Below are 24,729 nucleotides of genomic sequence, written 5' to 3'. Positions count from 1 at the left end.
GCCGGGCCTCGCGCTGCAGGGTGTGGTCGGGCACCCCGTGACGAGGCCGCGCGCTCCGGTGCGCGGCCGCGTCACCCGGGTCCAGGGTCGTCCTCGGGCGGCGGCGGCAGCTCGTCGTCGGGCTCCGGCGGCAGCGGCAGGTCGTCGGGGCGGCGGTGGCGGTGGCGTCGGCGGCGGTGGCGGCGGTGGCCTCGCCGCTGACCAGCGCCAGCAGGCCGGCCTCGTCGAGCAGGTCGACGGGGCGCACGGTGACGCCGGCCGAGACGTGGTGGAAGCCCGCGCTGACCCGCTCGACCGGCACGCCGGCCAGCCGCGACCAGCCGAGCCGGTAGGCGGCCAGCTGCACGGCGGCCGCGGCGAGCTCCCCGCCCGAGGGCGGCGGGCCGGTCTTCCAGTCGACGACCTCGAACCCGCCGGCGTCGTCGGCGAAGACGGCGTCGATGCGGCCCCGCAGGGTGAGCGGTCCCAGCGGCGTCTCGAACGGCACCTCGACCTCGACCGGCTGGCGGTCGGCCCAAGGGCTGGCGAGGAAGGCCTCCTGCAGGGCCGACAGCGCGCCGTCGGGAGGTGCGGACTCGTCGCCCGAGCCGGGCAGCTCGTCGAGGTCGAGGAGCCGCGAGGCGCCGAAGCGCTCCTCCAGCCAGGCGTGGAACGCGGTGCCCCGGCGGGCCAGCGGCGCGGGCGCGGCCGGCATCGGCCGGCGCAGCCGGCGGGCCAGCTCGGCCGGGTCACGGCGCAGGGCGACCAGCTCCGACACCGACAGGTGGCTGGGCAGCGGCACCTCGACGGTCGGGCGGGCGGTGCGCCGGCGCTCGCGCAGCAGCAGGTCGGCGTCGCGGATCCAGTCCTCGACCACCGGGTCGCCGGAGCCGAGCACGGTGGCGGCGTCGAGCGGGTGCGGAGCGGAACCGGCGACCAGCTCGGCGGCGGCGGTGAGCGCGCGTCGGCGCGGCGCCGACAGCGGGTCGGCCGGCCACACGCCCACCGGCCAGTCCTCCAGCGCGGGGTTGGGGGCCCCCTCCTCGGGCCGCTCGGCCCACGCCACGACGACGCCGGCCCCGGCGGTGCACGCCCGGCGGACGGTGTCGAGCAGCACTGAGGGGCCGTTGGGCTTCACGCCCTCCCGCCACCAGCTGCCCGAGCACAGCAGCAGGGACCTGGCGCGGGTGACCGCGACGTAGCCCAGGCGGATCTCCTCGGCCTCGCCGAAGTCCTTCCACTCCTGCACGTAGTCCTCGAGCGCGGCGCGCACGACCGCCTGGTCCCCCGAGCCGGGCACCGGCAGGCGCAGCCGCGGCAGCTCCTCGCGGTCGGTGAGGCGCAGGTCGACCGGGACGGCGCCGGGGTCCTTGATCCACGAGTCGCTGGTGTCGGTGCGCGAGGGGAACTGGTCGGCGGTCATGCCGGGGACGGCGACGACGTCCCACTCCAGGCCCTTGGCCGAGTGCACGGTGAGCAGCTGCACCGACTCCGGGTCGACCGCCACCTCGCCGGGCTCCAGCCCCCGCTCGCGCTCCTCGGCGTCGCGCAGGTAGCCGAGGAACGCCGGCAGGGAGGGCAGCTCGGCCAGCTCGGTGAACTCGGCGGCCACGGAGTGCAGCGCGTCCAGGTGCGCGCGGGCCGCGCCGGGGCTCACGCCCGGCGCGCTGGCCAGCTCCGTCTCCAGGCCCAGGGTGCGGGCGACCTCGTCGACCAGGTCGGGCAGGGACTCCCCCAGCCGCGCGCGCAGCTGCGACAGCTCACCGGCCAGGCGCCGCAGCCGCCGGTGGGCCACCGCCGAGTAGGCGCCGGGGTCGCCGAGGTCGTCGAGCGCCTCCACGATGCTGCCGCGCTCGGAGGGGCGGGGCGCGTCGTCCTCGTCGCCGTCACGGGCCGGCCTGCGCGAGTGCACCAGGGCCCGGGCGCGGGCCTCCAGCGCGGCGAGGTCGCGGGGGCCGATCCGCCACCGGGCGCCGGTGAGCAGCCGCCCCAGCGCGTCGCCGGCGGAGGGGTCGACCAGCACGGTGAGGGTGGCGACGACGTCGGAGACCTCCGGCACCTCGAGCAGCCCGCCGAGCCCGACGACGGTGACCGGCAGCCCGCGGGCACGCAGCGCGGCCGCGATACCGGGCAGCTGCTTGCGCGTGCGCACCAGCACCGCCGTCGTCGGCGGGCGGCCGTCGGGCCGGGGCGGCAGCAGCGGGTCCTCGCCGCGCCAGCAGGCGGCCAGCCGGTCGGCGAGCGCCTCGGTCTCCTCGGCGACCGTCGGGTACAGGCCGGCGAGGACGGTCCCCCGGCCGGCGCCCGGCCGCGCGGTGAGGTCGGGCAGCCGGACGGCCGGCGCGGGCAGCAGGCCGGCGACGGCGTTGGCGACGTCGAGCACCGCGGCGTCGTTGCGCCAGCTCGTGGCCAGCGTCAGCCGCTGCGCCTCCCTGCCGCGGGCGCCCGGGAAGGTGCGGTCGAACCGCTCGATCGTGCCGGACGAGGCACCGCGCCAGCCGTAGATCGACTGGCGCGGGTCGCCGACGGCGAGGACCGGGTGCCCGCCGGCCCGGCCGAACAGCGCCTCGAGCATCCGCAGCTGGCCGACGCTGGTGTCCTGGTACTCGTCGAGCAGCACGATCCGCCAGCGCGCCCGCTCCCGGCGGCCCACCTCGGGCGCGGAGACGGCGATCCGGGCGGCGTGCGCGACCTGGTCGGAGTGGTCGATGGCCCCCGCGGCCCGCTTGCGCGCCTCGAACGCCTCCACCAGCGGCAGCAGCGCCACCCGCGCCCGCTGCCGGGCCAGCAGGTCGAGCACCGGCTTGTACGGGCCGCGCTTGCCCTTCGCGTCGGGGTAGCCGGCGACCTGCGCCTCGAGGCGGGCGGTCCACGCCCGCAGCGCCGCCGGGCTGACGTCGTGCTCGCCGAGCTCGGCGGCCAGCGCCAGCACGTCCTCGGTGGTGGTCAGCGGCGTCAGCGGGACGTCGTCCATGTCGCCGGTCCAGCCGGTGACGACGGCGGCCGCCTGCCCCCAGCACATGGCCGGGCCCAGCACGCCGGCGCCGGGCTCGACGCCGATGCGCAGCCCGTGCTCGGCCACCAGTGACGCCGCGTAGCCGTGGTAGGTCGACACCGTGGGCAACGCGACGGCCAGGCGCTCGCGCAGCCGCTCGTCGGTCTCCGGGTGGCGGGCCAGCGCGTTCAGCCGCAGCCGGATCCGCTCGTTGAGCTCGCTGGCGGCCTTGCGGGTGAAGGTCAGCCCGAGGATCTCCTCCGGGGCGACCAGCTCGTTGGCCACCAGCCAGCACACGCGGGCGGCCATGGTCTCGGTCTTGCCCGACCCGGCCCCGGCGACGACGACCAGCGGCCGGTCGGCCGGCGCGGACACCACGCCGGCCTGCTCGGGCGAGGGCGCGTAGGACAGCCCGCAGCGGGCGGCGACCTCGGCGGGGTCGAGCAGCCGCCGCTCGCGCACGGGCTCGGGCGCGCCGCCGAACAGGTCGTCGTCGAAGGAGAGCTGGTCCTCGACCGGCGCGGGCGTCCGTCGACTCACGCGGTGACCTGCCGGCCGCGCTCGTGCAGCGGGCAGCTGCGCCGCGCCGGGCACCGCGCGCAGTGGCTGCCGGTGCGCACCTCGAAGGTGGCCGCGCCCATGCCCTCCCCCACCTCGGCGACCAGCTGACCGGCCCACGTCTCGCCGACCGGCACCTCCGGCGGCAGCGCGTCCTGCGCCTGCTCCCTGGCCTTCGCCCCGGTGCCCACCTGCAGCAGCGCGGCCCCGCCCGGCGCGCTGCCGTGGTCGCCGAACGCGCCGGCGGCCACGGCGACCTGGTAGGCGGCGAGCTGACCGTGGGTGTCGACGTCCTTCGCGTGCGTGCGGCCGGTCTTGAGGTCGACGACGACCAGCCGGCCGGCGCCGTCGCGCTCGAGCCGGTCGACCTGGCCGCGGATGCGCGCCCGGCCCACCGTGACGTCGAAGTCGGCCTCGGCGGCGAGCAGCTCGCGGCCGTTGGCGGCGTGCCAGCCCAGGAACCGGTCGAGCATGTCGCGCGCGGCGATCCGCTGCCGCTGGTCGGCCCAGCCGGGACCGAGGTCGAGGGCGTCGAGCTCCTCGGCCAGCGCGGCCGGTGCCTCCGCCGGCGCCAGTCCCTCGGCCACCCGCTGGGCGACCGCGTGCACCGCGGAGCCGACCGTGCGGGTGGTGTCGGGCGAGGCCTCGGCGCCCACCGCGCCGAGCACCCACTTCAGCGGGCAGCGCTGGAAGGTCTCGATGGCCGAGGGGCGCACCCGCACCGGACCGTCGCCGGGCACCAGCGGGGCGTCGTCGGACAGCGGCGCCAGGCCCCACCAGTCCTCGGGCGAGGCGCCGGGGACGCCCTCGGCGGCCAGCCGGTGCAGCACCGCGGCGGCCGCGGAGCGGCGGGCAGGCTCGGTCTGCGGGTCGCTGACCGCGCGGCGCAGGTCGGCCACCAGCGCCGGCAGCCGCAGCGAGCGCGGCAGCGGCGTCAGGGCGCGCCCCTCGTCCGGCGGGGGGACGACGAGGTCGAGGAAGCGCGACGCGGTCGCCCCGGCGTCGGGGCCGTCCAGCGCGCCCTCGACGGCGGTGACCACGAGCCGGCGCCGGGCGCGGGTGCAGGCGACGTAGAACAGCCGCCGCTCCTCGGCCAGCATCTGGGTGCGCCGGTCGACCGAGGTGCCGTCGATGCCGGCGACCCGCTCCACGAGCAGCTCGGTGCCCAGCAGCGTGCCGCGGTCGCGCAGGTCGGGCCAGATGCCGTCCTGGACGCCGGCCACGCAGACGACGTCCCACTCCAGGCCCTTGGACGCGTGCGCGGTGAGCAGCCGGACGGCGTCGGTGGCGCCGTCGCGCTCCATCCCGGTGAGCCCGGGCAGCTCCTGCGCCGACAGGTGCTCGACGAAGGCGGCCACGGTGGCCGAGGGCAGCCGGTCGACGAACCCGGCGGCGGCGTCGAACAGCGCGACGACGGCGTCGAGGTCGCGGTCGGCAGCGGCGCCCGCGGCTCCTCCGGTGGCGCTGGCGCGGGCCCACCGGCCGGCCAGCCCGCTGCGCTGCCACATCGCCCACAGGACGTCCTCGGCCGTGCCGTCGCGGGCCAGCGCGACCCGGCCGGCGGCCAGCACCGCGGCGACCCGGCGGGCGGGGCCGGCCACCGCGGGCGGGAGCTCCTCCAGCAGCGCCTCGTCGGCGAGGGCGGCGGCCAGCGGCGTGCCCCGCTCGTCGGCGTCGACGCCGCGCTGGGCCTGGGCGATGCGCACCGCCCGGCGCAGCCGGCGCAGGTCGAGCACCGTGGCGCCGCCGAGCGGGGAGGCCAGCAGCGCCTCCGCGCCCGCCTCGTCCAGGGCGAGGGTGCCCGGCTCCGCGCCGGCCTGCGGCAGCAGGGCGCTCAGCGACGCCAGCAGTGGCGCGACGGCCGGCTGCGCGGCGAGCGGGAGGTCGTCGGCGGACACCTCGACCGGCACGCCCGCCGAGGTCAGCGCCCGGCGCAGCGGGCCGATGGCGAGCACGGTGCGGACGACGACGGCCATCTCCGACCACGGGACGCCGTCGACCAGGTGCGCGCGGCGCAGCGTGTCGGCGACGTAGGCGGCCTCCACGGCGGCCGAGCCGAACACGTGCACCTCGGCGCGGCCCTCGTCGGTGCCCTCCGCCGGCTGCAGCCGGCGGTGCTCCCAGGGGCCGGGCAGCGCCTCGGCCACCCGGCGGCTGACCTCGAGCAGCGCCGGGCCCGACCGCCGGCTGACACCCAGCGAGAGCCGCTGGGCCGGCCGCCCGTCGGCGGTGCGGAAGCGGTCGGGGAACTCGACGATGCCGCGCGGCTCGGCGCCGCGGAAGGCGTAGATCGCCTGGTCGGGGTCGCCGACGACGACCAGGTCCCCGCCGCCGCCGGCGAGCAGCTCCAGCAGCTCGACCTGCGCGGGGTCGGTGTCCTGGTACTCGTCGACGAACAGCCAGCGGGCCCGGGCGCGTTCCTGGCGCAGCAGCTCCGGGTCGTCCTCGAGTTCGGCCATCGCGGCCCGCACCAGCTCGGCGGGGTCGTACCCGGAGGCGTCGCCGCCGCCGGCGGTGGAGAACGCGGTCACCGCCTCGTACTGCTCCTGGAAGGCGGCGGCGTGCAGCCACGCCTCGTTGCCGGTCTCCCGGGCCCAGGCGGTGAGCAGGTCGGGGTCGACGCCGCGCTCGGTGGCCCGCAGCAGCAGCTCGCGCAGCTCGCCGCGGAACCCGGCGGTGGACAGCGCCGGCAGCAGCGCGGCCGGCCAGCGGACGCCGCTCTCGCCGGCGAGGTCGCCGCGCAGCAGCTCGGCGACGACCGCGTCCTGCTCGGCCGCCGTCAGCAGCCGCGGCGGCGCCTCCCCGCGCAGCAGCGCCGCCCGCCGCAGCACGCCGTAGGCGTAGGAGTGGAAGGTGCGCGCCAGCGGCTCGCGGATGGTGCGGGCCACCCGCGCGGTGATGCGGGTGCGCAGCTCGGCGGCGGCCTTGCGGCTGAAGGTCAGGACGAGGACCTGCTCGGGGTCGACGCCGCGGTCGATGCGGGCGGCGACCGCCTCGACGATCGTCGTCGTCTTGCCCGTGCCGGGGCCGGCGAGGACGAGCAGCGGGCCGCCCGCGTGGTCGACGACGGCCTGCTGCGTGGGGTCCAGCAGCGGCGGCCGGACCGGCTCGGCGTGCGGCTGCACGAGCCGGTAGACCGGCGCCGACTCGTCCCCCCGGAGTGCCACCCTCCGATGACACCACGATCCGCCGACAACGGCGGGCACCCCCAGGGGAGCGGCGCGAGCCCCGGCGCGGCGGCCGCCCCGGTGCACGCGAGCGCCCGGACCGCTGCAGCGGGTCCGGACGCGCAGGTGGCGGGCCCGCCCGGCGTCGCCGGCCGGGGTACCCGGCACCGGCCGCCGCAGCTCCTCGCCGACCGGCGCGTCCGCGCCGGGGTGACCGGGACCGCACCCGCGAGGCGGGTCACCGCCCCGGTCAGCCGGGCCAGGCGACGGCGGCCAGGTCCACCCGGCCGTCGCGCACGGGCACGCCCTCGCCGGCCAGCAGCTCCAGTTGCCGCACGCGCACCGGCTCGGCGCAGGTCCCGTCGGCGCGGACCACCCGGTACCAGGGCACCGCTCCCCCGCCGCCGGACAGCGCCCGGGCGACCCGCCGCGGCCCCACCCCCACCAGCCGGCCGATGGTCCCGTAGGTGCTCACCCGTCCCGCCGGGATGGACTCGACGACGTCGTAGACCGCCTCGTCGACGTCCGCGGGGTCCACCGCGGGCGGGCGGGCGCCCGGAGGCCGCGGCTCCCCGGGCGCCCGCGCGCTCACAGCCGGTAGTCGCTGTGCGCCGTCCACCAGGCGTACAGCCCGGCGAGGTCGGCCTGGGTGGTCCCGGGTGCGGCGACGATGCCCTCGACGAGCGCCGCGTCGTCGGTCCAGGTGATGACCACCGCGCCGTTCTCGGTGTCGATGGCGCACGCGACCAGGCCGGTGCTGGTCTCGCCGCTCCAGGAGCCGATGCCGGTCGTGGTGGTGCAGTCCTGGCCCTCGGGGACCTCCGACAGCCCCTGCGCCGAGGCGTCGTTGGTGAACACCGAGTCCATCGTCGCCTGGTCGGGGTACTGGAAGAACTCACTCTGCTGCGGGCCGGGCTGCGTGGTGCTCGCGCCGCAGGACGCGTGGGCGATGTCGCCGTCACCGGCGAGCTCGGCCTCGGTGCAGTTCGCGAAGTCCGCCGGGACGATCGCCAGCAGGTCCCCGCCGGGGCCCGGCGCGCCCGTGGACGGCGACGCGCTGGTCGACGACGGGGGGCTCGACGACGGGCGGGACGTCGAGCTGCTGCTCGAGGAACTGCTCGACGAGCTCGACGACGTGGCCGCCGGGGCGGGGTCGTCGTCGCGGAGGACGAAGAACAGGACGACGGCGGCGGCGACGACCAGCGCGACGAGGCCCGCGACGAGGGCCACGACCGGGCCCCGCTTGCGCGGTGGCTGCTGCCCGGGCCCGCCCGGCTGTCCGAACGGCGGCTGGCCGTACGGCCCCGGCTGCCCGTACTGGCCGGGCTGCCCCGGCTGGCCGTACTGGCCCGGCTGGCCGTACTGGCCCGGCTGACCCGGCTGACCCGGCTGACCCGGCTGGCCGTACTGCCCCGGCTGCTGGCCGTAGGCCGGCTGGCCGTAGGGCGGCTGGCCGGGACCGCCGGGGTACTGCCCGGGGGGCGGCTGGCTCATGGAGACCTCCTGCTGACGTGAGGTCGCAGGATACGAACCGCCAGGCCCCCGGCGGGGTCCGCCACGGCGCGGGCCCCCCCACGGGGCTAGGCCCGGCGGCCCAGCCGGGCGAGCAGGCGCTGCTGCGGCGAGGCGCCGTCGGGCAGCTCGACCGGCGGCGCGAACAGGCCGGGGACGCCGTCGCCGGGCAGCCGGCCGGCCAGCCCCTCGGCGGCGCGCACCAGGGCCGGGTCCAGCTCCTCGTCGCCGCCGGTCGCGCGGGCCAGGTCCCACGAGTGCACCGTGAGGTCGGCGGTCAGCTCGTCGACGTACTCCCACGCCGGCGTCGGGCCGCGGGACAGGTGCACCGTGCCCGAGCGCAGGTCGGCCGCGGCGACGGCGGCCAGCGCCTCGTCGGCCACGGTCTCCCACGCGGTGAGCGGGTCCTCGCCGAGGAGGACGTCGGTGCCGGCCGGGACCCGCGCCGCGACGTCGTCCAGGGACTCCCCCGCCAGCAGGCCGGGCACCCAGTGGGCCTCGCCGACGAGGTGGGCGACGAGGTCGGCCACCGTCCAGCCGGGCAGCGCCTCGAGGTCCCACTGCCCGGGCTCGACGGCGTCGACGCGGTCGGTGAAGGCGGCCTGCGCGCGCTGGAACAGCTCGAGCAGCTCGGTCGGGGACGGCGTCGGCTCGGGCACGCGGCCAGTCAACACGGACACCGAGGGCCCGGCACCCGCGACGGGTGCCGGGCCCTGGTGAGGGAGTGGAACGGCCTCGTCCCCGGGCCCGCGGCGCGGAGCACGCCGTGGGGAGGGACGAGGTCCTCCTAGTACGTGGGCAGGGTCTTGTCGATGCGCGTGGCCCACGCCGTCACGCCGCCCTGCACGTGCACGGCGTCCCGGAAGCCGGCGTTCTTGACCGCGGCGAGCACCTCGGCCGAGCGGACGCCGGTCTTGCAGTGCAGCACGATCGGCTTGTCCTGCGGCAGCTGCGCCAGCGCGCGGCCCGAGAGCAGCTCGTCCTTGGGGATGAGCGTGGCGCCGGGGATGGAGACGATCTCGTACTCGTTGGGCTCGCGGACGTCGATGAGCTCGAAGTCCTTGCCCGCGTCCATCATGTCCTTGAGCTCGTCGACGGTGATCGTCGAGCCGGCGGCCGCCTCCTGGGCCTCGACCGAGACGACGCCGCAGAAGGCCTCGTAGTCGATGAGCCCGGTGATCGGCTCGGCCTCGGGGTCCTTGCGCACCTTGATCGTGCGGAAGGTCATCTCCAGGGCGTCGTACACCATGAGCCGGCCCAGCAGCGTCTCGCCGATGCCGGTGATGAGCTTGACCGCCTCGGTCGCCTGGATGGCGCCGATGGTCGCGCACAGCACGCCCAGCACGCCGCCCTCGGCGCAGGAGGGGACCATCCCGGGCGGCGGGGGCACCGGGTAGAGGTCGCGGTAGTTCGGCCCGTGCTCGGCCCAGAAGACCGACACCTGGCCGTCGAAGCGGTAGATCGAGCCCCACACGTAGGGCTTGCCGAGCAGCACGCACGCGTCGTTGACCAGGTAGCGCGTGGCGAAGTTGTCGGTGCCGTCGACGATGAGGTCGTACTGCTCGAAGATCCCCATCACGTTGTCGCTGTCCAGGCGCGTCTCGTGCAGCCGGACGTCGACGTACGGGTTGATCTCCTTGATCGAGTCGCGGGCGCTCTCGGCCTTCGAGCGGCCGACGTCGGACCGCCCGTGGATGATCTGCCGCTGCAGGTTGGACTCGTCGACGGTGTCGAACTCGACGATGCCGATCGTGCCGACGCCCGCGGCGGCCAGGTACATGAGCACCGGCGAGCCGAGGCCACCGGCCCCGACGGCGAGCACCTTGGCGTTCTTCAGCCGCTTCTGCCCGTCCATCCCGACGTCCGGGATGATCAGGTGGCGGCTGTAGCGGCGGACCTCGTCGATGGACAGGTCGGCGGCGGGCTCCACCAGGGGTGGCAGGGACACGCTTGCTCCTCGGATCTCGACCAGCGGCCCCGACCGGCGGGACCTGTGTTCGACGGTCTGAACAGGGTGGCACGCGGCTGTGTTCCCGCCTCAGCCCCCGTCCGGCCCACGGTCGGCGGCAGGTGGCCGGGTGCGCCGGCGCGCATCCCCCAACCGGCGACGCACGACTCCCAGGCCACGGCGCACCGTGGTCGTGCCCCGGGCCACGGTGCGCTCCCAGGTCTCCCGGAGTGTCTCCGGGCGTCCGGCCATCACGACCAGGTCGCCGTGCGTGCCGTACCCGAGGAGGTCCTCCCGCCAGGGGGTGCCGTCGAAGGTCACGAGCCACGGGGTGGTCCCGTCCGTCCCACCGGGGACGACCATCGGGTGCGGGATGTTGCTGCCGTAGGGAGCCTGCAGCGCACCTACCCGACGCAGGCGGGTGTCGTAGACCGGGTACTGGGCGACGTCGCGATCGCTGGCGAGGACCAGCCACCGCCCCCCGTCCGGGACCAGCAGGGTCCCCTCCGTCTGCTCACGACCGTCGTCGGCCCGCACCAGCGTCAGACCCTCGGTCGGGTCGTCGGAGTCGGTGACCGCCAGCGCTGGGTGGAACACGTAGCGCGGTGGCCCGAACGAGACGCACTCGGTGAACGCCAGGTGCCACCGCCCGCCGATCCGCGCCAGGGACGGGTCCCAGGCGCTGTGGTCCGTGGGCACGGTCAGGCGGCTGGTCTCGAGGACGTGGACTCCCGTGAGCAGGTCCTCGCGGGTGGACACGTGCCGCACGTGGACTCCGGCGGAGGGGGTGTGGTCGCCCCACGAGGACACGAGGACCGTGGTCACGCCGGTCAGCTCGTCGACGACGAGCTGACCGGCGTGGTCGCCGAGGAGGAGACCGTCGCGGTGGCTGTAGAGGGCCGCCACCTGCTCCCACCGCGTCGGGTCGGCCAGGTCGAGTGCCCAGACCCCCCAGGAGGCCTGCTCGAAGAAGCCGAGACCCGCGCTGGTCATCGTCACGTGCAGCCGACCGTCCCGGACGAGCGGCCGCCCGTCAGCCGTGCGCACCACCTGGGGGTCGCGGACGCCCGCCGGCCCGGACACGCCGGCGCGCGTCCGCCGGACGCGGGCACCCCGGGCGGCTGCGCAGTACTCCGCGGAGCGGAGCACCGCCGGGGCGCGCAGGTCGAGCCGCGCCATGACGGCGTCGCGCTCCGAGAGCACAGGCGTCCACTCCCCGTCGGCACCGCTCACGAGCACCGTCACGCGGTTCTCCTGGACGACGCAGGCCAGCCCCGCCGGGACCTCGGGGAACGGCGCCGCGGCCAGCACGACGCCGGCGACGGAGAGGTCCAGCTGTCGCGTGGCCCCGTCGAGCCGCGCGAGGACGGGACCTCCCGGGACCGTCAGCCCGCACTGCACCCGGCCGTCGGCGTCGAGGTCGTCGAGGTCCAGGACGACGGCGCAGAAGGGGATCCGTGGACCGGTCCCGAGCCCCGTGAGCTCCTCCTCGACCGGACCGGGGCGGTCGACGTCGACGAACGGTGACAGCAGTGCGCGCGGGCGCTGGCGGGCGATCTCGGAGAACCGCGTCCGGAGGAGGCGAGGGGTCACGGGTGGGGCCAGGCGTTCTTGACGCAGCCCTCCAGGCCCAGGGTCTGCTGCTGCATCACCGGCGCGACCTGCCCGGGGCCGGGGCAGGGCTGGTGGCCGTTGCCCAGCGCGTGCCCGACCTCGTGGTTGACGACGTACTGGCGGTAGGTGGCGACGTCGCCCTGGTAGTCGGGGACGGCGGTCTCCCAGCGGGCCAGGTTGATGACGGCGCGCTCGCCGTAGCGGCAGGAGGTGTAGCCGCCGGTGCCCACGCCCGGGCAGTACCGCTCCATGCTCCCGGGGCTGACCAGGCTCACCCGGAACTCGTAGGCGCCCGGGTCGGTGGCGTCGACGCGCTGGAAGGACATCCGGCCGCCGCTGCCCCACGAGCGCGGGTCGCCCAGCGTGGCCTCGACGGCGGCGGCGAAGGCCGCGCCGTCGACGCCGATGCCGTCCTCGACCTCGACGACGAAGCGCTGCAGCGGACCGGTGCCGTAGACCGCCGAGGAGCCCGGGACGACCGACACGCTGCCCGCGCCCCGCTCGACGTACGTGCCGGCCGCGGGCGCTCCCGGGACCTCGGAAGGACCGGCGTCACCCTCGGCCGGCGCCGGAGGGGGAGCCGTCGTCGAGGGCGCCGTGCTCGTCGAGGAGGCTGCCGCCTCCGGGGAGCCGGCAGCCGGTGCCGCGCTGCCCGCGGTCGCGCCGACCCGCGCCGGGGACCCGGCGGCCGGGCCGAGCAGGTCGACGAGAGCCAGCACGGTCGCCACGGTGAGCAGCGGGATCGCGAAGGCGCGCCAGCCCCAGCGGGCCGCGAACCGGCGCAACCGCCCCGGTCGGCGGCGGGACCGTCGCGGACCGGCGGGACCGTGCGGGTGGGGCGGCTCCGGGCGGGTGGCGAGCGGGCCGGGCGGGCGGTGCCGCACCGGGGGCGGGCGGGCAGCGGCGGGAGCGGGGGCAGGCCGCGCGCCGGCTCCCGGCCGGACGGCGCCCTGGGTGGGCGGCCGGTCGGGGGACCTGCCACGGTGCCGCCTCCTCGCCGCGTCGGGTCCCGCAGCCGTGCGGCCGCCGGTTCCCCTGCCGGTTCCGTCGTCCCTGCGGTCACGCAGTGTCGTGGGCAGCGTCACCGCACGTCCAGGTCAGGTTCTCACGCGCCCCATCCGACACGCGGAACCCCTCGTCGGCGCGTCAGCCGGCGCGCGCCGCGTCCCCGTCGAGGCCCGCCCTGCCGTCGGTCACGTCGTCGTCGAGGTCCTCGAGCAGTCCGAGCACCGCGCGGGCGGTCTCCTCCGGCGCCTCGAGCATGGCCACGTGCCCGACGGTCTCGAGGACCAGCAGCCGCGCGCCGGGCACGGCGGCGGCCAGCCGCGGGGCCAGCCGGGGGTCGACGAGCCGGTCGCGGTCGCCCCACACCACGAGGGTCGGCATCCGCAGCGACCGGGCCATCCGCCAGGCGTTGGCCCGGCCGACCCGCAGGTAGGAGGTGATCAGCCCGCGCATGCTGCGGGTCAGCGCCTGGTTGGCCCACTCCTGCGCCGCCCGCTCGCGGGTCTCCGCGACGGCGGCCTCGATCCGCTCCGGCGGCACCCGGGCGGGCTCGCCGAAGCACATCTGCAGCATCCCGCGCACCGACTGCTCCGGCGTCACGCCGGCCAGCCGGCGCTCGGCGAGCGCGGGGACGCCGGGCAGCAGGAGCAGCAGCAGGGCACGTCCGAAGGCCTGCGGCACCCGGTAGACCGGCATGGCGGGCGAGATCAGCGTCAGCGACGCGACGAGGTCCGGCCGTCGCGCCGCGACCAGCAGGCTGACCAGCCCGCCGAGGCTGTTGCCGAGCAGGTGCACCGGACGCCCCCGGCCCTCCCCGGGCTGGTCGCGCACGTGCTCGAGGACGGTGACGACCGCCCGCACGTGCCCGCGGATCGAGTAGGACCCCCCGGGCAGCGGCCGGGAGCGGCCGAAGCCCGGCAGGTCGACCGCCCAGCCGGCGCAGCGGACGGCGAGCAGGGCGGCCAGGTCGGTCCAGTTGGTGGACGCGCCGCCGAGCCCATGGACGTAGAGGGCGCGCTCGTGCGGGCCGCCCGGCGTCCCCGCCCAGGGCGTGGTGCGCACGTGGACGGAGCCGCCCTCGACGGGCACCTCCTCGCCGGGCCAGGCGCCCGACGGCGGGTCGGCGCTCGGCAGGGCGGCCGACGACGTCCGGGCGGTGGACGACGGGGCGATCGACGGGGGCTTCGGGAGACGGCGGGTGCGCGCGCGACGGGCCTCGGGCACCCGGCGACGGTATGCCAGCCCGCCGGGACGCGTGCGGCGGGTGACCCGCCGGTAACATCCCCGGCGCCATGCAGTCCTCGCGCCCGGTCCCCGTCCGCCGCACCTCGCGGCTGCCGCGTGGTGCCCGCCGGCTGCAGCTGCTGCAGGCCGCGCAGGAGGTCTTCGTCGCCCACGGCTTCCACGCCGCTGCCATGGACGACATCGCCGACCGCGCCGGCGTCAGCAAGCCCGTGCTCTACCAGCACTTCCCGGGCAAGCGGGAGCTCTACCTGGCGCTGCTCGAGCAGCAGGTCACCGAGCTGACCGACCGGGTCCGCGAGGCGATGGCCGGCACCGAGGACAACCGGCAGCGGGTCCACGGCGCGGTGGGTGCCTACTTCGACTTCGTCGACGCCGACGGCGGCGCGTTCCGCCTCGTCTTCGAGTCCGACCTCCGCAACGACGACGACGTCCGCACGCTGGTCGACCGCGGCAACCGGGCGTGCGTCGAGGCGATCGCCGAGGTGATCGCGGGCGACACCGGCAGCTCCCCGGAGCAGGCGCACCTGCTCGCCTCCGGGCTGACCGGCCTGGCCGAGACCAGCGCCCGGTGGTGGCTCGCGCAGAAGGGCACCGTGTCCCGCGACGAGGCCGTGTCGCTGATGTCGGCGCTGGCCTGGCGGGGCATCTCGCGCTTCCCTCGGGTCGAGGGCGAGCCGGCCGACCCCTCCGTTCGCTGACGGCGCAGCTGCGCGCCGGGGCCCGGTGCCCCCGGCTGGACTAGCGTGGTCGGCAGCCGTGCAACCCGAGGAGGCATCCCGAGTGGAAGTCAAGATCGGTGTCCAGCACTCCCCCCGGGAGCTGGTCGTCGACAGCCCGAACACCCCCGACGAGATCGCCGCCGCCGTGGCCTCCGCCATGTCCGGTGGCACGAAGGACGGGCTGTTGACCCTGGAGGACGACCGGGGCCGCCGCGTCCTCGTCCCGGTCGACCGGATCGCCTACGTCGAGATCGCCCAGGCAGACCAGCGCCGGGTGGGCTTCGTCGCGGGCAACTGACGCCCGGCACGTCCCCGACGGGGCGTCCCCGCACGCGCGGGGGCGCCCCGTCGTCGTCGCTAGGGGTTGAGGCCGAGGGTCTTCATGCGCTCGGTGTGCGCGGCGGTGATGCGGTCCTGGAGCCGGACGACGCCGGTCAGGTCGCCGGTGCCGCCCAGGATCAGCCGGGCCAGGCCGTCGCGCTCGGCGATGACCGCCTGCGACTGGGAGATCGCCTCCCCCACCAGCCGCCGGCCCCACAGCGCCAGCCGGCCGGCCAGCGTCCGCTGCGCGGCGATCGCGGCCCGCACCTCGCGGACGGCGAAGTCGGCGTGCCCGGTGTCGGCGAGCGTCTCGAGGATGAGCGAGCGGTCCGGCTCGGCGAGGAAGCCGGCGATCTCCCGGTAGAAGTCGGCGGCCAGCCCGTCGCCGACGTAGGCCTTGACCAGGCCCTCGAGCCAGGTGCGCGGGCGGGTGCCCTCGTGGAAGGCGTCGAGCGCGGCGACGAACGGGCTCATCGCCTCGGTCGGGTCGGCGCCGAGCTCGGTCAGCCGCTGCGCCAGCCGGTCGTGGTGGCCCATCTCGGCCGCGGCCATGCGCGCCAGCGCGGCGCGGCCGGCCAGGGTGGGTGCCATCCGCGCGTCCTCGGCGAGCCGGTCGAACGCCGTCAGCTCCGCGTAGGCCAGCACGCCGAGCAGGTCGACGACGGCTCGGGTGTCGACCGTGGTCACGTGCCACCTCCGGGTAGGGGTCGGGGCGGGCGGCCCGCGCGGCGACCGAGGCTAACCGCTGTCCGCGCTAGCATGGGAACAGGCGGGCCGCCAGGTTCGCTGGTATCTGTGCGCTGACGAACGTCGGACGACGCCCCGAGGAGCCCCACCGGCACCGGGTGCGTCTCCCGGATCCTCCCGGTCCGCTGGCCGTGTCGGCGCTGGAAACGCATCCCGCGACACCCGACCGCGGAGCGCCCGGGCGACGACGCCGTCGCCCCTGGCCGCTCCCCCAGCCGACCAGAGGCGAGAGCACTGACCTCCACCGAGAACACCCCCACCCAGGACGTCCCCACCACCCCCGAGCTCGAGCACGCCGAGACCGGCGCGCCCGCGCCGGAGCAGGTCGAGCAGACCGTCGAGCAGCTCGGCGGCGCGCCGGTCGAGGAGACCGCGCCGCTGTTCAGCGACTTCGACGTCCACCCCGACGTCGTCGCGGCCCTGGCCGAGGCGGGCATCACCCGCACCTTCGCCATCCAGGAGCTCACGCTCCCGCTCGCGCTGGCCGGCCACGACCTCATCGGCCAGGCGCGCACCGGCACCGGCAAGACCCTCGGCTTCGGCGTCCCGATGCTGCAGCGCGTCGTCCCGCCGGGTGAGGGAGGCGACGGCGTCCCGCAGGCGCTGGTCGTCGTCCCCACCCGCGAGCTGTGCGTGCAGGTCGCCCGCGATCTCGGCACGGCCGGCGCCAAGCGCGGCACCCGTGTGCAGGCCATCTACGGCGGCCGAGCCTTCGAGCCGCAGGTCGCCGCGCTGCAGGCCGGCGTCGAGATCGTCGTCGGCACCCCCGGCCGGCTGCTCGACCTGGCCCAGCAGGGCCACCTGATCCTGGGCAAGGTCCGCGTCCTGGTCCTCGACGAGGCCGACGAGATGCTCGACCTCGGCTTCCTGCCCGACATCGAGCGGATCCTCGCGATGGTCCCGACGCAGCGCCAGACGATGCTGTTCTCGGCCACCATGCCCGGCCCGATCGTCACGCTGTCGCGGTCGTTCATGACCCAGCCGACCCACATCCGGGCGCACGGCAACGACGAGGGCTCGACCGTCCCGCAGACCACCCAGTTCGTCTACCGGGCGCACAACCTGGACAAGCCCGAGCTGCTCTCCCGCGTGCTGCAGGCCCGCGGCCGCGGCCTGGCGATGGTGTTCTGCCGCACCAAGCGCACCGCGCAGAAGGTCGCCGACGAGCTGGTCGACCGCGGCTTCGCCGCCGCCGCCGTGCACGGCGACCTCGGCCAGGGCGCCCGCGAGCAGGCGCTGCGCGCCTTCCGCAGCGGCAAGGTCGACGTCCTGGTGGCCACCGACGTCGCCGCGCGCGGCATCGACGTCACCGGCGTCAGCCACGTCGTGAACTACCAGTGCCCCGAGGACGAGAAGACCTACGTGCACCGGATCGGCCGCACCGGCCGCGCCGGCCGCGAGGGCGTCGCCGTCACGCTGGTCGACTGGGACGACATCCCGCGCTGGCAGCTGATCAACAAGGCGCTCGACCTGCCGTTCGCCGACCCGCCGGAGACCTACTCCACCTCGCCGTGGGTCTACACCGACCTCGACGTGCCCGAGGGCGCCACGGGCCGGCTGCCGCGCGCGCAGCGCACCCGCGAGGGTCTCGACGCCGAGGTGCTCGAGGACCTCGGCGAGACCGGCAAGAAGACGAAGGGCGCCGGCCGCGGGTCCGCCCGCGGTGACTCCGCCACCGAGTCCCGCACCGACGCCGAGCGCCCGGCCCGGTCCTCCCGGCCCCGTCGCCGCACCCGCGGCAGCGGAGCCGCGGCCGAGGCCGTCGCCGCTGCGCACGACGTCCCCGCCGAGGCCGGCACCGAGGCTCCCGAGGCTCCCGCCGGGGACACCGCCGGGGACACCGCCGGGCCCGGCGAGGGCGCGCCGCGCCGGCGCCGCCGCCGCCGCGGTGGCCGGGGCCGCTCCGGCGCCGCCGTCGGGTCCGACCCGGCCGGCTCCGGCCGCGAGGACTCCGACGGCTCCGGCGACGGCGGCTCCGAGTCCGCCGCCTAGTCCCGGGTGGCCGGCTCCTGGTGACGCCGCACCCCCCACCACACTGCATCCCCCATGACACTGCGTCCCCCGCCGCTGCGGGTGTGGGCCTGGACGGCGGCCACGCTCGCGCTGGCCGTCGTCGCCACCCTGCTGTGGCGGGGGTCGAGCGTCGCGGCCACCGACAGCACCACCGCGGCCGCGCCGGAGGCCCCCGCGGGCGCTCCTGACGGGGTCCTGGCGCCGGCCTGGTCGGTCGACGTCGAGGTCCCGCTGCCGCCCGGCGTCGTCGAGGGCGGCCGGGTGGTCGTGCCCGCCGCCGACGGCGTGACGGCGCTGGACCCGGCCACCGGCGAGGAGGCGTGGCACTACCGGCGTGCCGACGCCGCGCTGTGCGGCCTGAGCGCCAGCAACGGCCTGGTGGTCGCCGTCTTCCGTGCCGGGGACCGCTGCGACGAGGCGCTGGCGCTCACCGCCGCCACCGGCGTGCGCGCCTGGACCCGCAACCTCAGCCTGCGCGGGGACGCCACGATCACCGGCACCGACCAGGTGGTCCTCGCCAGCAGCGACACCGGGATCGTCGTCCTCGACCCGGTGGGCGACAACGTCCGCTGGCGGGCGGCCGCCGAACCGGGGTGCACGCTCCTCGACACCGCCGTCGGCAGCGCCGGGGTCGCGGTGCTGCAGCGCTGCGACGGCACGGACGCCGTCGCGCTGCGGCTGTTCGACTCCTTCTCCGGCCAGGCCCGCTGGACCCGCGACCTGGCCGTCTCCGAGGGCACCGGCGTGCGGCTGGCCGGCGTCGACCGGCTCGTCGGCGTCGTCGCCGGCGACGCCCTGCTGGTCTCCCGTCCCGACGACGGCGCGCAGCTGCAGGAGCTCGCGCTCCCGGCCGCCACCGACGGCGGCGCGGAGGGCGACCCCGTCCTGCAGGCCGGCGTCGGGGACGTCGCGCTGGTCTGGGCGCGCGGCACCCTCTCGGCACTCGACCGCACCACCGGAGCTCAGCTGTGGCAGGTGCCCGCCCTCGGCCTGCCCACCCCCTCGGCCGTGGGCAAGGGCGAGGGAGCGTCGGTCGGCGTGTGGGTCCCCGAGTCCGACGGCCTGGTCCTGCGCGACCCGTCCACCGGGGCGGAGACCGCCCGGGTGGCGGTCGAGGAGGCGCCGGCGCCCGGCGGGCGGGCCGCGGTCGTCGGGGCGGTCCTGGTCTACGCGCTCCCCGACCGGGTGGCCGGCTGGTCCTGACCCCCGGGCCGCGGCGGCGCGGTCCCGGACGGCGGGGTTCACTGGGGACCATGGTCCTGCCCGGTACCTCCGACAGCCCCGACCTCGCCATCGCCCCCGACGACCTGCGCCAGCTGGCCGACCACGACGCCTCGCCGCGGACCCTGCCGGGCCGGGCCGGGCCCCTGGCCGCGCTGGACACCGGCGGCGACGGGCCCAGCGGCACGGTGCTGATGGTCGCCGGGTACACGGGCAGCAAGGAGGACTTCGCCCCGCTGCTCGCGCCGCTGGCCGCCGCGGGGTACCGGGTCGTCGCGATCGACCAGCGCGGGCAGTACGAGTCCCCCGGCCCCGACGACCCGGCCGCCTACTCGGTCGCCGAGCTCGCCGCCGACGTCGTCGACGTCGCGCACCTGCTGCGCGGGGAGACCGGCACCCCGCACCTGCTCGGGCACAGCTTCGGCGGGCTGGTCACCCGGGCCGCCGTCCTGGCCGACCCCGGCGCCTTCCGGTCGCTCACCCTGCTCGGATCGGGTCCCGCGAGGCTCGAGGGGGCGCGCGCCGCCCTGCTCGAGCACCTCGGCCCGCTGCTCGAGCAGGGCGGCGTCGAGCTGGTGCACGCCACGCTCGAGCAACTGGCCATGACCGACGAGCGCGCCCAGGTGGTGCCCGAGGCCACCCGCGCCTTCTACGCCCGCCGGTTCCTCGCCAACACCGCGGCCGGGCTGCGCGGCATGGCCGACGCCATGACCTCCGAGCCCGACCGGGTCGCCGAGCTGGCCGCCACCGGGATCCCGGTGCTGGTCGCCCACGGTGCCGCCGACGACGCGTGGATGCCGGCCGCGCAGGCGGAGATGGCCCGGCGACTGGGCGCCCGCCACGAGGTCATCGCCGGGGCGATCCACTCCCCCGCCGTCGAGAACCCACCCCGCACGCTCGAGGTGCTGACGACGTTCTGGTCGTCGGTGCAGACGTCGGAGCCGTCGGACGACGCCCGGTGACCGGTGCCCGGCCCTCGGCCCGCGACTGGTCGGCCGAGGAGGACCTGCTCGGCTTCTTCGGACCCGACAGCGTCACCTGGAAGGTGCACGCCGACCCGGTCTACAGCGTCGGCGGGCTGCGCGCGCTGCTGCTGCAGACACTGCACCCGGTCGCCATGGACGGCGTCGCCCGCAACTCGACGTTCCGCGAGTCGCCGTGGCAACGGCTGGTGCGCACCGCCGAGTACGTGGACGTGCTGACCTTCGGTACCCGGCGGGAGGCGGTGCGCGCCGTCCGGCGGGTCCGCGGGCTGCACCGGCGCCTGGGCGGCACCGAGGAGACCACCGGGCGCAGCTACCGCGTCGACGACGCCGACCTGCTGCTGTGGGTGCACAACTGCGAGGTCGACTCGCTGCTCGACGTCGCCCGCCGGGTCGGCGTGGTCACCGACGCCGAGGCCGACCGGTACGTGGCCGAGCAGGTGACCGCCGCCGAGCTGATCGGCGTCGACCGCGCCGACGTCCCGGCGTCGGTGGCCGAGCTGGCGGACTACTTCGAGCGGGTCCGGCCGCAGCTGGCCCTGACCCCGGCCGCCCGCGACGCCTGGCGCTTCCTCGTCGTCCCGCCGATGCCGCGCTGGGTGCAGTTCCTGACCCCGGCCCGTCCGGCGTGGGGCTCGCTCGCCTCCCTGGGGGTGGCGACGCTGCCCCCGTGGGCGCGCAGGCTCGCCTCGCTGCCCGGCCTGACGCTCACCGACGCGGCGGCGACGGCGGCACTGCGGGCCTTCCGCGCCGGGATGCTGGCGCTCCCCGAGCGGGCCCGGCACTCGCCGGTCCGGCGCGCCGGGTTCGAGCGGACGGCGTCCGCGGTGGCGGTGAGCGCCTAACCGGCCTCCGGCTGCTCCTGGTCGGCCGGCAGGAAGCTCCACGTCTCGCGCGGCGGGGTCGCCGCCTGGCCGGCGGGGCAGCTGGGCCGGAAGTCGCACCAGCCGCACTGCCGGCCGGTCACGGTGGGGAACGCCTCGTCGGGGTGCACGCCGTCCTCGACCGCCTGCGTGGCGACGGCGATGTCGGCGGCGACGTCCTCGGCGCGGCGCACGTGGTTGGCCAGCGACCGCTCGGTGTGCTCGAAGGAGGCCACCGTCCCGCTGGGCAGGTGGTGCAGCTCGACGCGGCTGCACGGCCGGCGCAGCGTGCGCCGCACGCCGAGCACGTAGGCCGCCAGTGCCGCCGACCCGCGCGCCTCGTCGTCGGTGCTGGGCACCCGGCCGGTCTTGTAGTCGACGACGACCAGCTCGTCGCCGCGCTGGTCGATGCGGTCCACCCGGCCGGTCAGCGCGAGCCGCTCGGTGGTGCACGAGACCTGCCGCTCCAGCCCGACCGGCTCCTCCGCGGGGTCCAGCGACTCGACGTAGCCGGTGATCCAGCCGGCCGCCGTGGCGCGCCACCGGGCGGCCTGCTCCTCGTCGCGGAACCCGTGGGCGCTCCAGACGCCGTAGAGCAGCTGCCGGGCCGCGACGGCGGTGCGGCGGGCGCGCGGCAGGTCCCACCAGGAGCGCAGCGCGGCGTGCACCGCCGAGCCGACCGAGTTGTGCGCCCACGGCGGGCCCTTGGGCGGCGTCGGCCGGTCGACGTAGGCGTACCGGTAGCGGCGCGGGCAGTCGGCGAAGGTGGCCAGCTTGCTCGGCGTCGCGGGGAAGAGCCGGCGCGGCATGCCGGGCATCTCGAGCTGCGCGCCGTCGGACTGCCTCACGCGACCACGCTAACCGGCGGCACGGCCTCAGCCGGCCAGTGGCACGCAGCCCGTGGACGCGGCCACCAGCGCCTCGTACTGCGCCGGGTCGGTGGTGCACGCGCCGATCGGCGTCGCCTTGTTGGCGCCGTGGTAGTCGCTGGACCCGGTCACCAGCAGGCCGAGGTCGGCCGCCAGGCCGCGCAGGTGCGCGCGCTCGGCCGCGCTGTGGTCGGGGTGGTCGACCTCCAGGCCGACCAGCCCGGCACCGGCCATCGCCGCGATCGCGTCGTCGTCGACCACCCGGCCGCGCCGGGTGGCCAGGCCGTGCGCGAAGACCGGCACGCCGCCGGCGGCCCGCACCATGCGGATCCCCTCGAGCACGTCGGTGTCGGCCTTGGTCACGTGGAAGGGGCTGCCCTGGTGCAGCAGGGTGGTGAAGGCCTGGTCCACCGACTCGACGACGCCGGCCTCGACCAGTGCGCGCGCCACGTGCGGGCGGCCCACCACCGCGCCGCCGGAGGCGTCGAGGATCCGCTGCCACTCGACCGGGTAGCCGGCCGCGGCGAGCGCGGCGACGATCCGCTGCCCGCGGGTCAGCCGCTCCTCCCGCAGCCGCCGGCGCTCCTCGGCCAGCTCCGGGGAGTCGGGGTCGAACAGGTAGGCCAGCAGGTGCACGCTGACCGGCCGCCCCTCGGCGGGGAACCAGCGGGTCGACAGCTCCATGCCCGGGACGACGGTCAGCCCCTCCGGCCGGGCCGCGGCGGCGGCCGCCCACCCGTCGGTGGTGTCGTGGTCGGTGAGGGCGACGACGTCGAGGCCGGCGGCGCGGGCGGTGGCCACGACGGTGGCCGGGTCGTCGGTGCCGTCGGAGACCGACGAGTGGGTGTGCAGGTCGATGCGCATCGACCGCCAGCCTCCCCCAGGCCCGGGGCGCGTGCTCAGGTCGTGCCGGGCAGCCGCGGGATCGGCTGGGTGTCGCGCCGCTGCCCGGTGGGGGCGGCGTGCCCGTTCTCCGGGTTGCCCTCGTCGTCGCCGGCCGCCGCTCCGCCCCAGTCGCTGCCGAACAGGAGCTCGCTCACCTCGCGGTAGAGCAGGTCCGCGCGCGGCAGGAAGGTGATCTGGGACAGCGCCTGCTGGGACCCGGCCGACTCGAAGCGGAACGTGCCGTAGCCGAGGACCTGCCCCGGCACGGTCTCCTTCCAGGTCAGGTCGGTGATCCGGCGCAGCGGCAGCAGGGTGACCGTGCGCGCGACGATGCCGGAGGTCAGCAGCACCCGGCGGCGGGTGACGATGAAGTGCCGCATCCACCACTCGCCGGCCCGCAGCGCGAACCAGCCGAGGGCGCCGACGACGACCAGCAGCCCGAGGCCGGCGCCGAACCGGTTGTCGGGGTCGAGGGTGAGCACCCACAGGCCGGCGGCGAGGACGAGCAGGGCCCTCGCCCCCGGCCACAGCAGCACCGCCCAGTGCCGGCGGGTGGCCACCACGGCCTGCTCGCCGGGGAGCAGGTACTTGGCGGCGTCCTTGGCCCACCGCGGCGGGCGGCCGCCGGCCGGGCCGCTCACGCCGGCCTAGACGAGCGAGCCGACGAAGGCCGCGATCGAGGACGCGGCGCTCCCGAGTGCCTCACCGGCGCTCTTCACCATGTCGGCGGACGCCTCGGGCTTCTGGATGACGTAGAAGACGACGAAGGCGACGGCCAGCCAGACGAGGACCTTCTTCACGTTCACGGCCACCTCCGGGAGCTGCACTCGGACCGGCGGGCACGACGCCCGCGCGGGTCGGCCCGGAGGCCGGTCCCATGGGTAACACAGGCCCCAGGGCCGGTCCGCCGGACACGCCGGGCGGAACCGGACCGGTCACTCCCCCGGCAGGAGGTGCTCGCTGGGCGGGCCGAGCGGGAGGTCGGGGTAGAGGCGGTCGCGCAGGTCGAGCAGGCGCAGCTCCTCGGCCAGCAGCCAGCCCGCCGACATCGGCCACATGACCAGCCACAGCCACACGCCGTACGCCTCGCCGACGAAGGCCGCCCGGTCGTCGGAGGTGGGCACCGCCCACAGGGGTGCGCGCTGGCCCGCCGCCTCGACCGCCGCGGAGGAGGGACCGGTGATGACGTCGCCGGGGTCGAGCCCGGGCAGTCCCGCGTAGCCGCAGCCCACGCCCATGCCCGGCTCCTCGGCCACGAGCACCAGTTCGGCCGACCCGCCCAGCGGCGCCGGGCCGGCGCAGCCCACGACGATCGCCCGCGCCCCCGGCTCACCGCCCCAGGCCAGGCCGGTGACCGACCAGCCCGACGGCACGGGGTCGGGCACCCACGCGGGCACCCGGGCGTCGACGGTGACGGCGGCGATCGCGTCGTGCGCGATGAGCGCGGTGTGGTGCAGCGGGGTGACGACGCCGTGCACGTGGCACCAGGCCACCGCCGAGTCCCCCGGGCGCACCACCAGTGGCTCGCCGCAGCGGGGACAGACCGGGGAGGCGCTCATCGGATGACACCGTCCTGTCACGCGGGGCCGACGTCAAGCGCAGTCGGACGGTGCCGGGTCGCGCCACCGTACCCTGCGGCCGTGGCGCCCGACTCCCCCGGCGGACCGTTGCCGGTGCAGGCCTGCGTGGGCGCGGTGGTCCTCGACGCGCGGGGGCGGCTGCTGCTCGTCCGCCGTCGCAACGCCCCCGGGCGCGGGCTGTGGTCGGTGCCGGGTGGGCGGGTGGAGCCGGGCGAGACGCTGCCCGCGGCGGTCGCGCGGGAGGTGCGGGAGGAGACCGGGCTGGAGGTCCGGGTCGGTGCGGAGGTCGGGCGCATCGCCATCCCCGGCGACGGCGTCGTCTACGACGTCGCGGACTTCGCCTGCACGCTGGCCGAGCCGTCCGCGGTGCCCGTGGCCGGCGACGACGCCGACGCGGTCACCTTCGCCGACGCCGCCGACCTCGACCGGCTGTCGTGCACGCCCGGGCTGGTGGCCACGCTGCGCGGCTGGGGCGCGCTGCCGGCCTGACGACCGGGCAGCGCGC

The 24,729-nt window shown here is 77.1% G+C and carries 21 protein-coding genes and 1 pseudogene; 7 read left to right on the top strand and 15 right to left on the bottom strand.

Annotated features, from left to right (window positions below; all coding sequences use genetic code 11):
* Window positions 1-157: 157 nt before the first annotated feature.
* The 9 genes and pseudogenes from JD79_RS10705 to JD79_RS10665 all read right to left on the bottom strand — a co-directional run.
* A pseudogene (locus tag JD79_RS10705) lies at window positions 158-3,352 on the bottom strand (ATP-dependent helicase); the annotation flags it as partial.
* 158 nt (window positions 3,353-3,510) lie between these two features.
* The gene (locus JD79_RS10700; protein ID WP_110005500.1) at window positions 3,511-6,699 is read right to left on the bottom strand and encodes an ATP-dependent helicase; all 3,189 of its coding nucleotides are present in this window, start codon (window positions 6,697-6,699) and stop codon (window positions 3,511-3,513) included.
* Between the two features lie 250 nt (window positions 6,700-6,949).
* A complete protein-coding gene (locus tag JD79_RS10695; RefSeq protein WP_110005499.1) occupies window positions 6,950-7,237 on the bottom strand; it encodes an MGMT family protein in 288 nt (95 codons plus the stop codon).
* A gap of 50 nt (window positions 7,238-7,287) precedes the next feature.
* Window positions 7,288-8,193 (bottom strand): hypothetical protein, encoded by a 906-nt coding sequence (locus JD79_RS23035; RefSeq protein WP_211307925.1) that lies wholly within the window; start codon window positions 8,191-8,193, stop codon window positions 7,288-7,290.
* A gap of 86 nt (window positions 8,194-8,279) precedes the next feature.
* On the bottom strand, window positions 8,280-8,870 hold the full coding sequence (locus JD79_RS10685; RefSeq protein ID WP_110005498.1) for a TIGR03086 family metal-binding protein: 591 nt from the start codon (window positions 8,868-8,870) through the stop codon (window positions 8,280-8,282).
* Between the two features lie 128 nt (window positions 8,871-8,998).
* The gene (gene moeZ / locus JD79_RS10680; RefSeq protein ID WP_110005497.1) at window positions 8,999-10,159 is read right to left on the bottom strand and encodes an adenylyltransferase/sulfurtransferase MoeZ; all 1,161 of its coding nucleotides are present in this window, start codon (window positions 10,157-10,159) and stop codon (window positions 8,999-9,001) included.
* A gap of 90 nt (window positions 10,160-10,249) precedes the next feature.
* Window positions 10,250-11,752: a hypothetical protein gene (locus tag JD79_RS10675; RefSeq protein WP_110005496.1), complete on the bottom strand. Its 1,503-nt coding sequence runs from the start codon at window positions 11,750-11,752 to the stop codon at window positions 10,250-10,252.
* On the bottom strand, window positions 11,749-12,558 hold the full coding sequence (locus tag JD79_RS10670) for a DUF3152 domain-containing protein (RefSeq protein WP_245900002.1): 810 nt from the start codon (window positions 12,556-12,558) through the stop codon (window positions 11,749-11,751). The genes JD79_RS10675 and JD79_RS10670 overlap by 4 nt, the downstream gene beginning before the upstream one ends.
* 361 nt (window positions 12,559-12,919) lie before the next feature.
* Window positions 12,920-14,002, bottom strand: coding sequence for an alpha/beta fold hydrolase (locus tag JD79_RS10665; protein WP_245900001.1), 1,083 nt, complete (start codon window positions 14,000-14,002; stop codon window positions 12,920-12,922).
* Window positions 14,003-14,070: 68 nt separating this feature from the next.
* Between JD79_RS10665 and JD79_RS10660 the strand changes: the two genes are divergently transcribed.
* Both JD79_RS10660 and JD79_RS10655 read left to right on the top strand, forming a co-directional pair.
* Entirely contained in the window at window positions 14,071-14,721 is a 651-nt protein-coding gene (locus JD79_RS10660; RefSeq protein WP_110005495.1) for a TetR/AcrR family transcriptional regulator, read from the top strand.
* An 82-nt stretch (window positions 14,722-14,803) separates the two neighbouring features.
* Window positions 14,804-15,040: a DUF3107 domain-containing protein gene (locus JD79_RS10655; protein WP_110005494.1), complete on the top strand. Its 237-nt coding sequence runs from the start codon at window positions 14,804-14,806 to the stop codon at window positions 15,038-15,040.
* A 59-nt stretch (window positions 15,041-15,099) separates the two neighbouring features.
* On the opposite strand, the gene JD79_RS10650 is transcribed toward JD79_RS10655, so the two are convergent.
* The gene (locus JD79_RS10650) at window positions 15,100-15,750 is read right to left on the bottom strand and encodes a ferritin-like fold-containing protein (RefSeq protein ID WP_110005493.1); all 651 of its coding nucleotides are present in this window, start codon (window positions 15,748-15,750) and stop codon (window positions 15,100-15,102) included.
* A 438-nt stretch (window positions 15,751-16,188) separates the two neighbouring features.
* On the opposite strand from JD79_RS10650, the gene JD79_RS10645 reads away from it, so the two are divergent.
* From JD79_RS10645 to JD79_RS10630, 4 genes are read left to right on the top strand one after another with little or no spacing between them, the layout of a single operon-like run.
* On the top strand, window positions 16,189-17,802 hold the full coding sequence (locus JD79_RS10645; RefSeq protein ID WP_211308159.1) for a DEAD/DEAH box helicase: 1,614 nt from the start codon (window positions 16,189-16,191) through the stop codon (window positions 17,800-17,802).
* A gap of 54 nt (window positions 17,803-17,856) precedes the next feature.
* On the top strand, window positions 17,857-19,026 hold the full coding sequence (locus JD79_RS10640; RefSeq protein ID WP_110005491.1) for an outer membrane protein assembly factor BamB family protein: 1,170 nt from the start codon (window positions 17,857-17,859) through the stop codon (window positions 19,024-19,026).
* Window positions 19,027-19,076: 50 nt separating this feature from the next.
* The gene (locus tag JD79_RS10635) at window positions 19,077-20,006 is read left to right on the top strand and encodes an alpha/beta fold hydrolase (protein ID WP_110005490.1); all 930 of its coding nucleotides are present in this window, start codon (window positions 19,077-19,079) and stop codon (window positions 20,004-20,006) included.
* Window positions 20,003-20,872 carry an oxygenase MpaB family protein gene (locus JD79_RS10630; protein ID WP_110005489.1) on the top strand — a complete coding sequence of 290 codons (870 nt, stop codon included), beginning with the start codon at window positions 20,003-20,005 and terminating at the stop codon, window positions 20,870-20,872. The genes JD79_RS10635 and JD79_RS10630 overlap by 4 nt, the downstream gene beginning before the upstream one ends.
* On the opposite strand, the gene JD79_RS10625 is transcribed toward JD79_RS10630, so the two are convergent.
* The 5 genes from JD79_RS10625 to JD79_RS10605 form a co-directional block, all read right to left on the bottom strand.
* Window positions 20,869-21,738, bottom strand: coding sequence for a RecB family exonuclease (locus JD79_RS10625; RefSeq protein WP_245900000.1), 870 nt, complete (start codon window positions 21,736-21,738; stop codon window positions 20,869-20,871). The genes JD79_RS10630 and JD79_RS10625 overlap by 4 nt on opposite strands.
* A 27-nt stretch (window positions 21,739-21,765) precedes the next feature.
* A complete protein-coding gene (locus tag JD79_RS10620; protein WP_110005488.1) occupies window positions 21,766-22,623 on the bottom strand; it encodes a PHP domain-containing protein in 858 nt (285 codons plus the stop codon).
* Window positions 22,624-22,658: 35 nt separating this feature from the next.
* A complete protein-coding gene (locus JD79_RS10615; protein ID WP_110005487.1) occupies window positions 22,659-23,285 on the bottom strand; it encodes a PH domain-containing protein in 627 nt (208 codons plus the stop codon).
* A 6-nt stretch (window positions 23,286-23,291) separates the two neighbouring features.
* On the bottom strand, window positions 23,292-23,450 hold the full coding sequence (locus JD79_RS22600) for a hypothetical protein (RefSeq protein WP_170149174.1): 159 nt from the start codon (window positions 23,448-23,450) through the stop codon (window positions 23,292-23,294).
* 129 nt (window positions 23,451-23,579) lie between these two features.
* Window positions 23,580-24,203, bottom strand: coding sequence for a DUF6758 family protein (locus JD79_RS10605; protein ID WP_110005485.1), 624 nt, complete (start codon window positions 24,201-24,203; stop codon window positions 23,580-23,582).
* Between the two features lie 81 nt (window positions 24,204-24,284).
* Here JD79_RS10605 and JD79_RS10600 point away from each other — a divergent pair, with 81 nt between their 5' ends.
* The gene (locus JD79_RS10600; protein ID WP_245899999.1) at window positions 24,285-24,713 is read left to right on the top strand and encodes an NUDIX domain-containing protein; all 429 of its coding nucleotides are present in this window, start codon (window positions 24,285-24,287) and stop codon (window positions 24,711-24,713) included.
* Window positions 24,714-24,729 lie beyond the last annotated feature (16 nt).

The sequence above is a fragment of the Geodermatophilus normandii genome, assembly GCF_003182485.1.
Lineage (GTDB): Bacteria > Actinomycetota > Actinomycetes > Mycobacteriales > Geodermatophilaceae > Geodermatophilus > Geodermatophilus normandii.
Note: the sequence above shows the minus strand (reverse complement) of the source record. Positions and strands in the feature narration are given on the sequence as shown.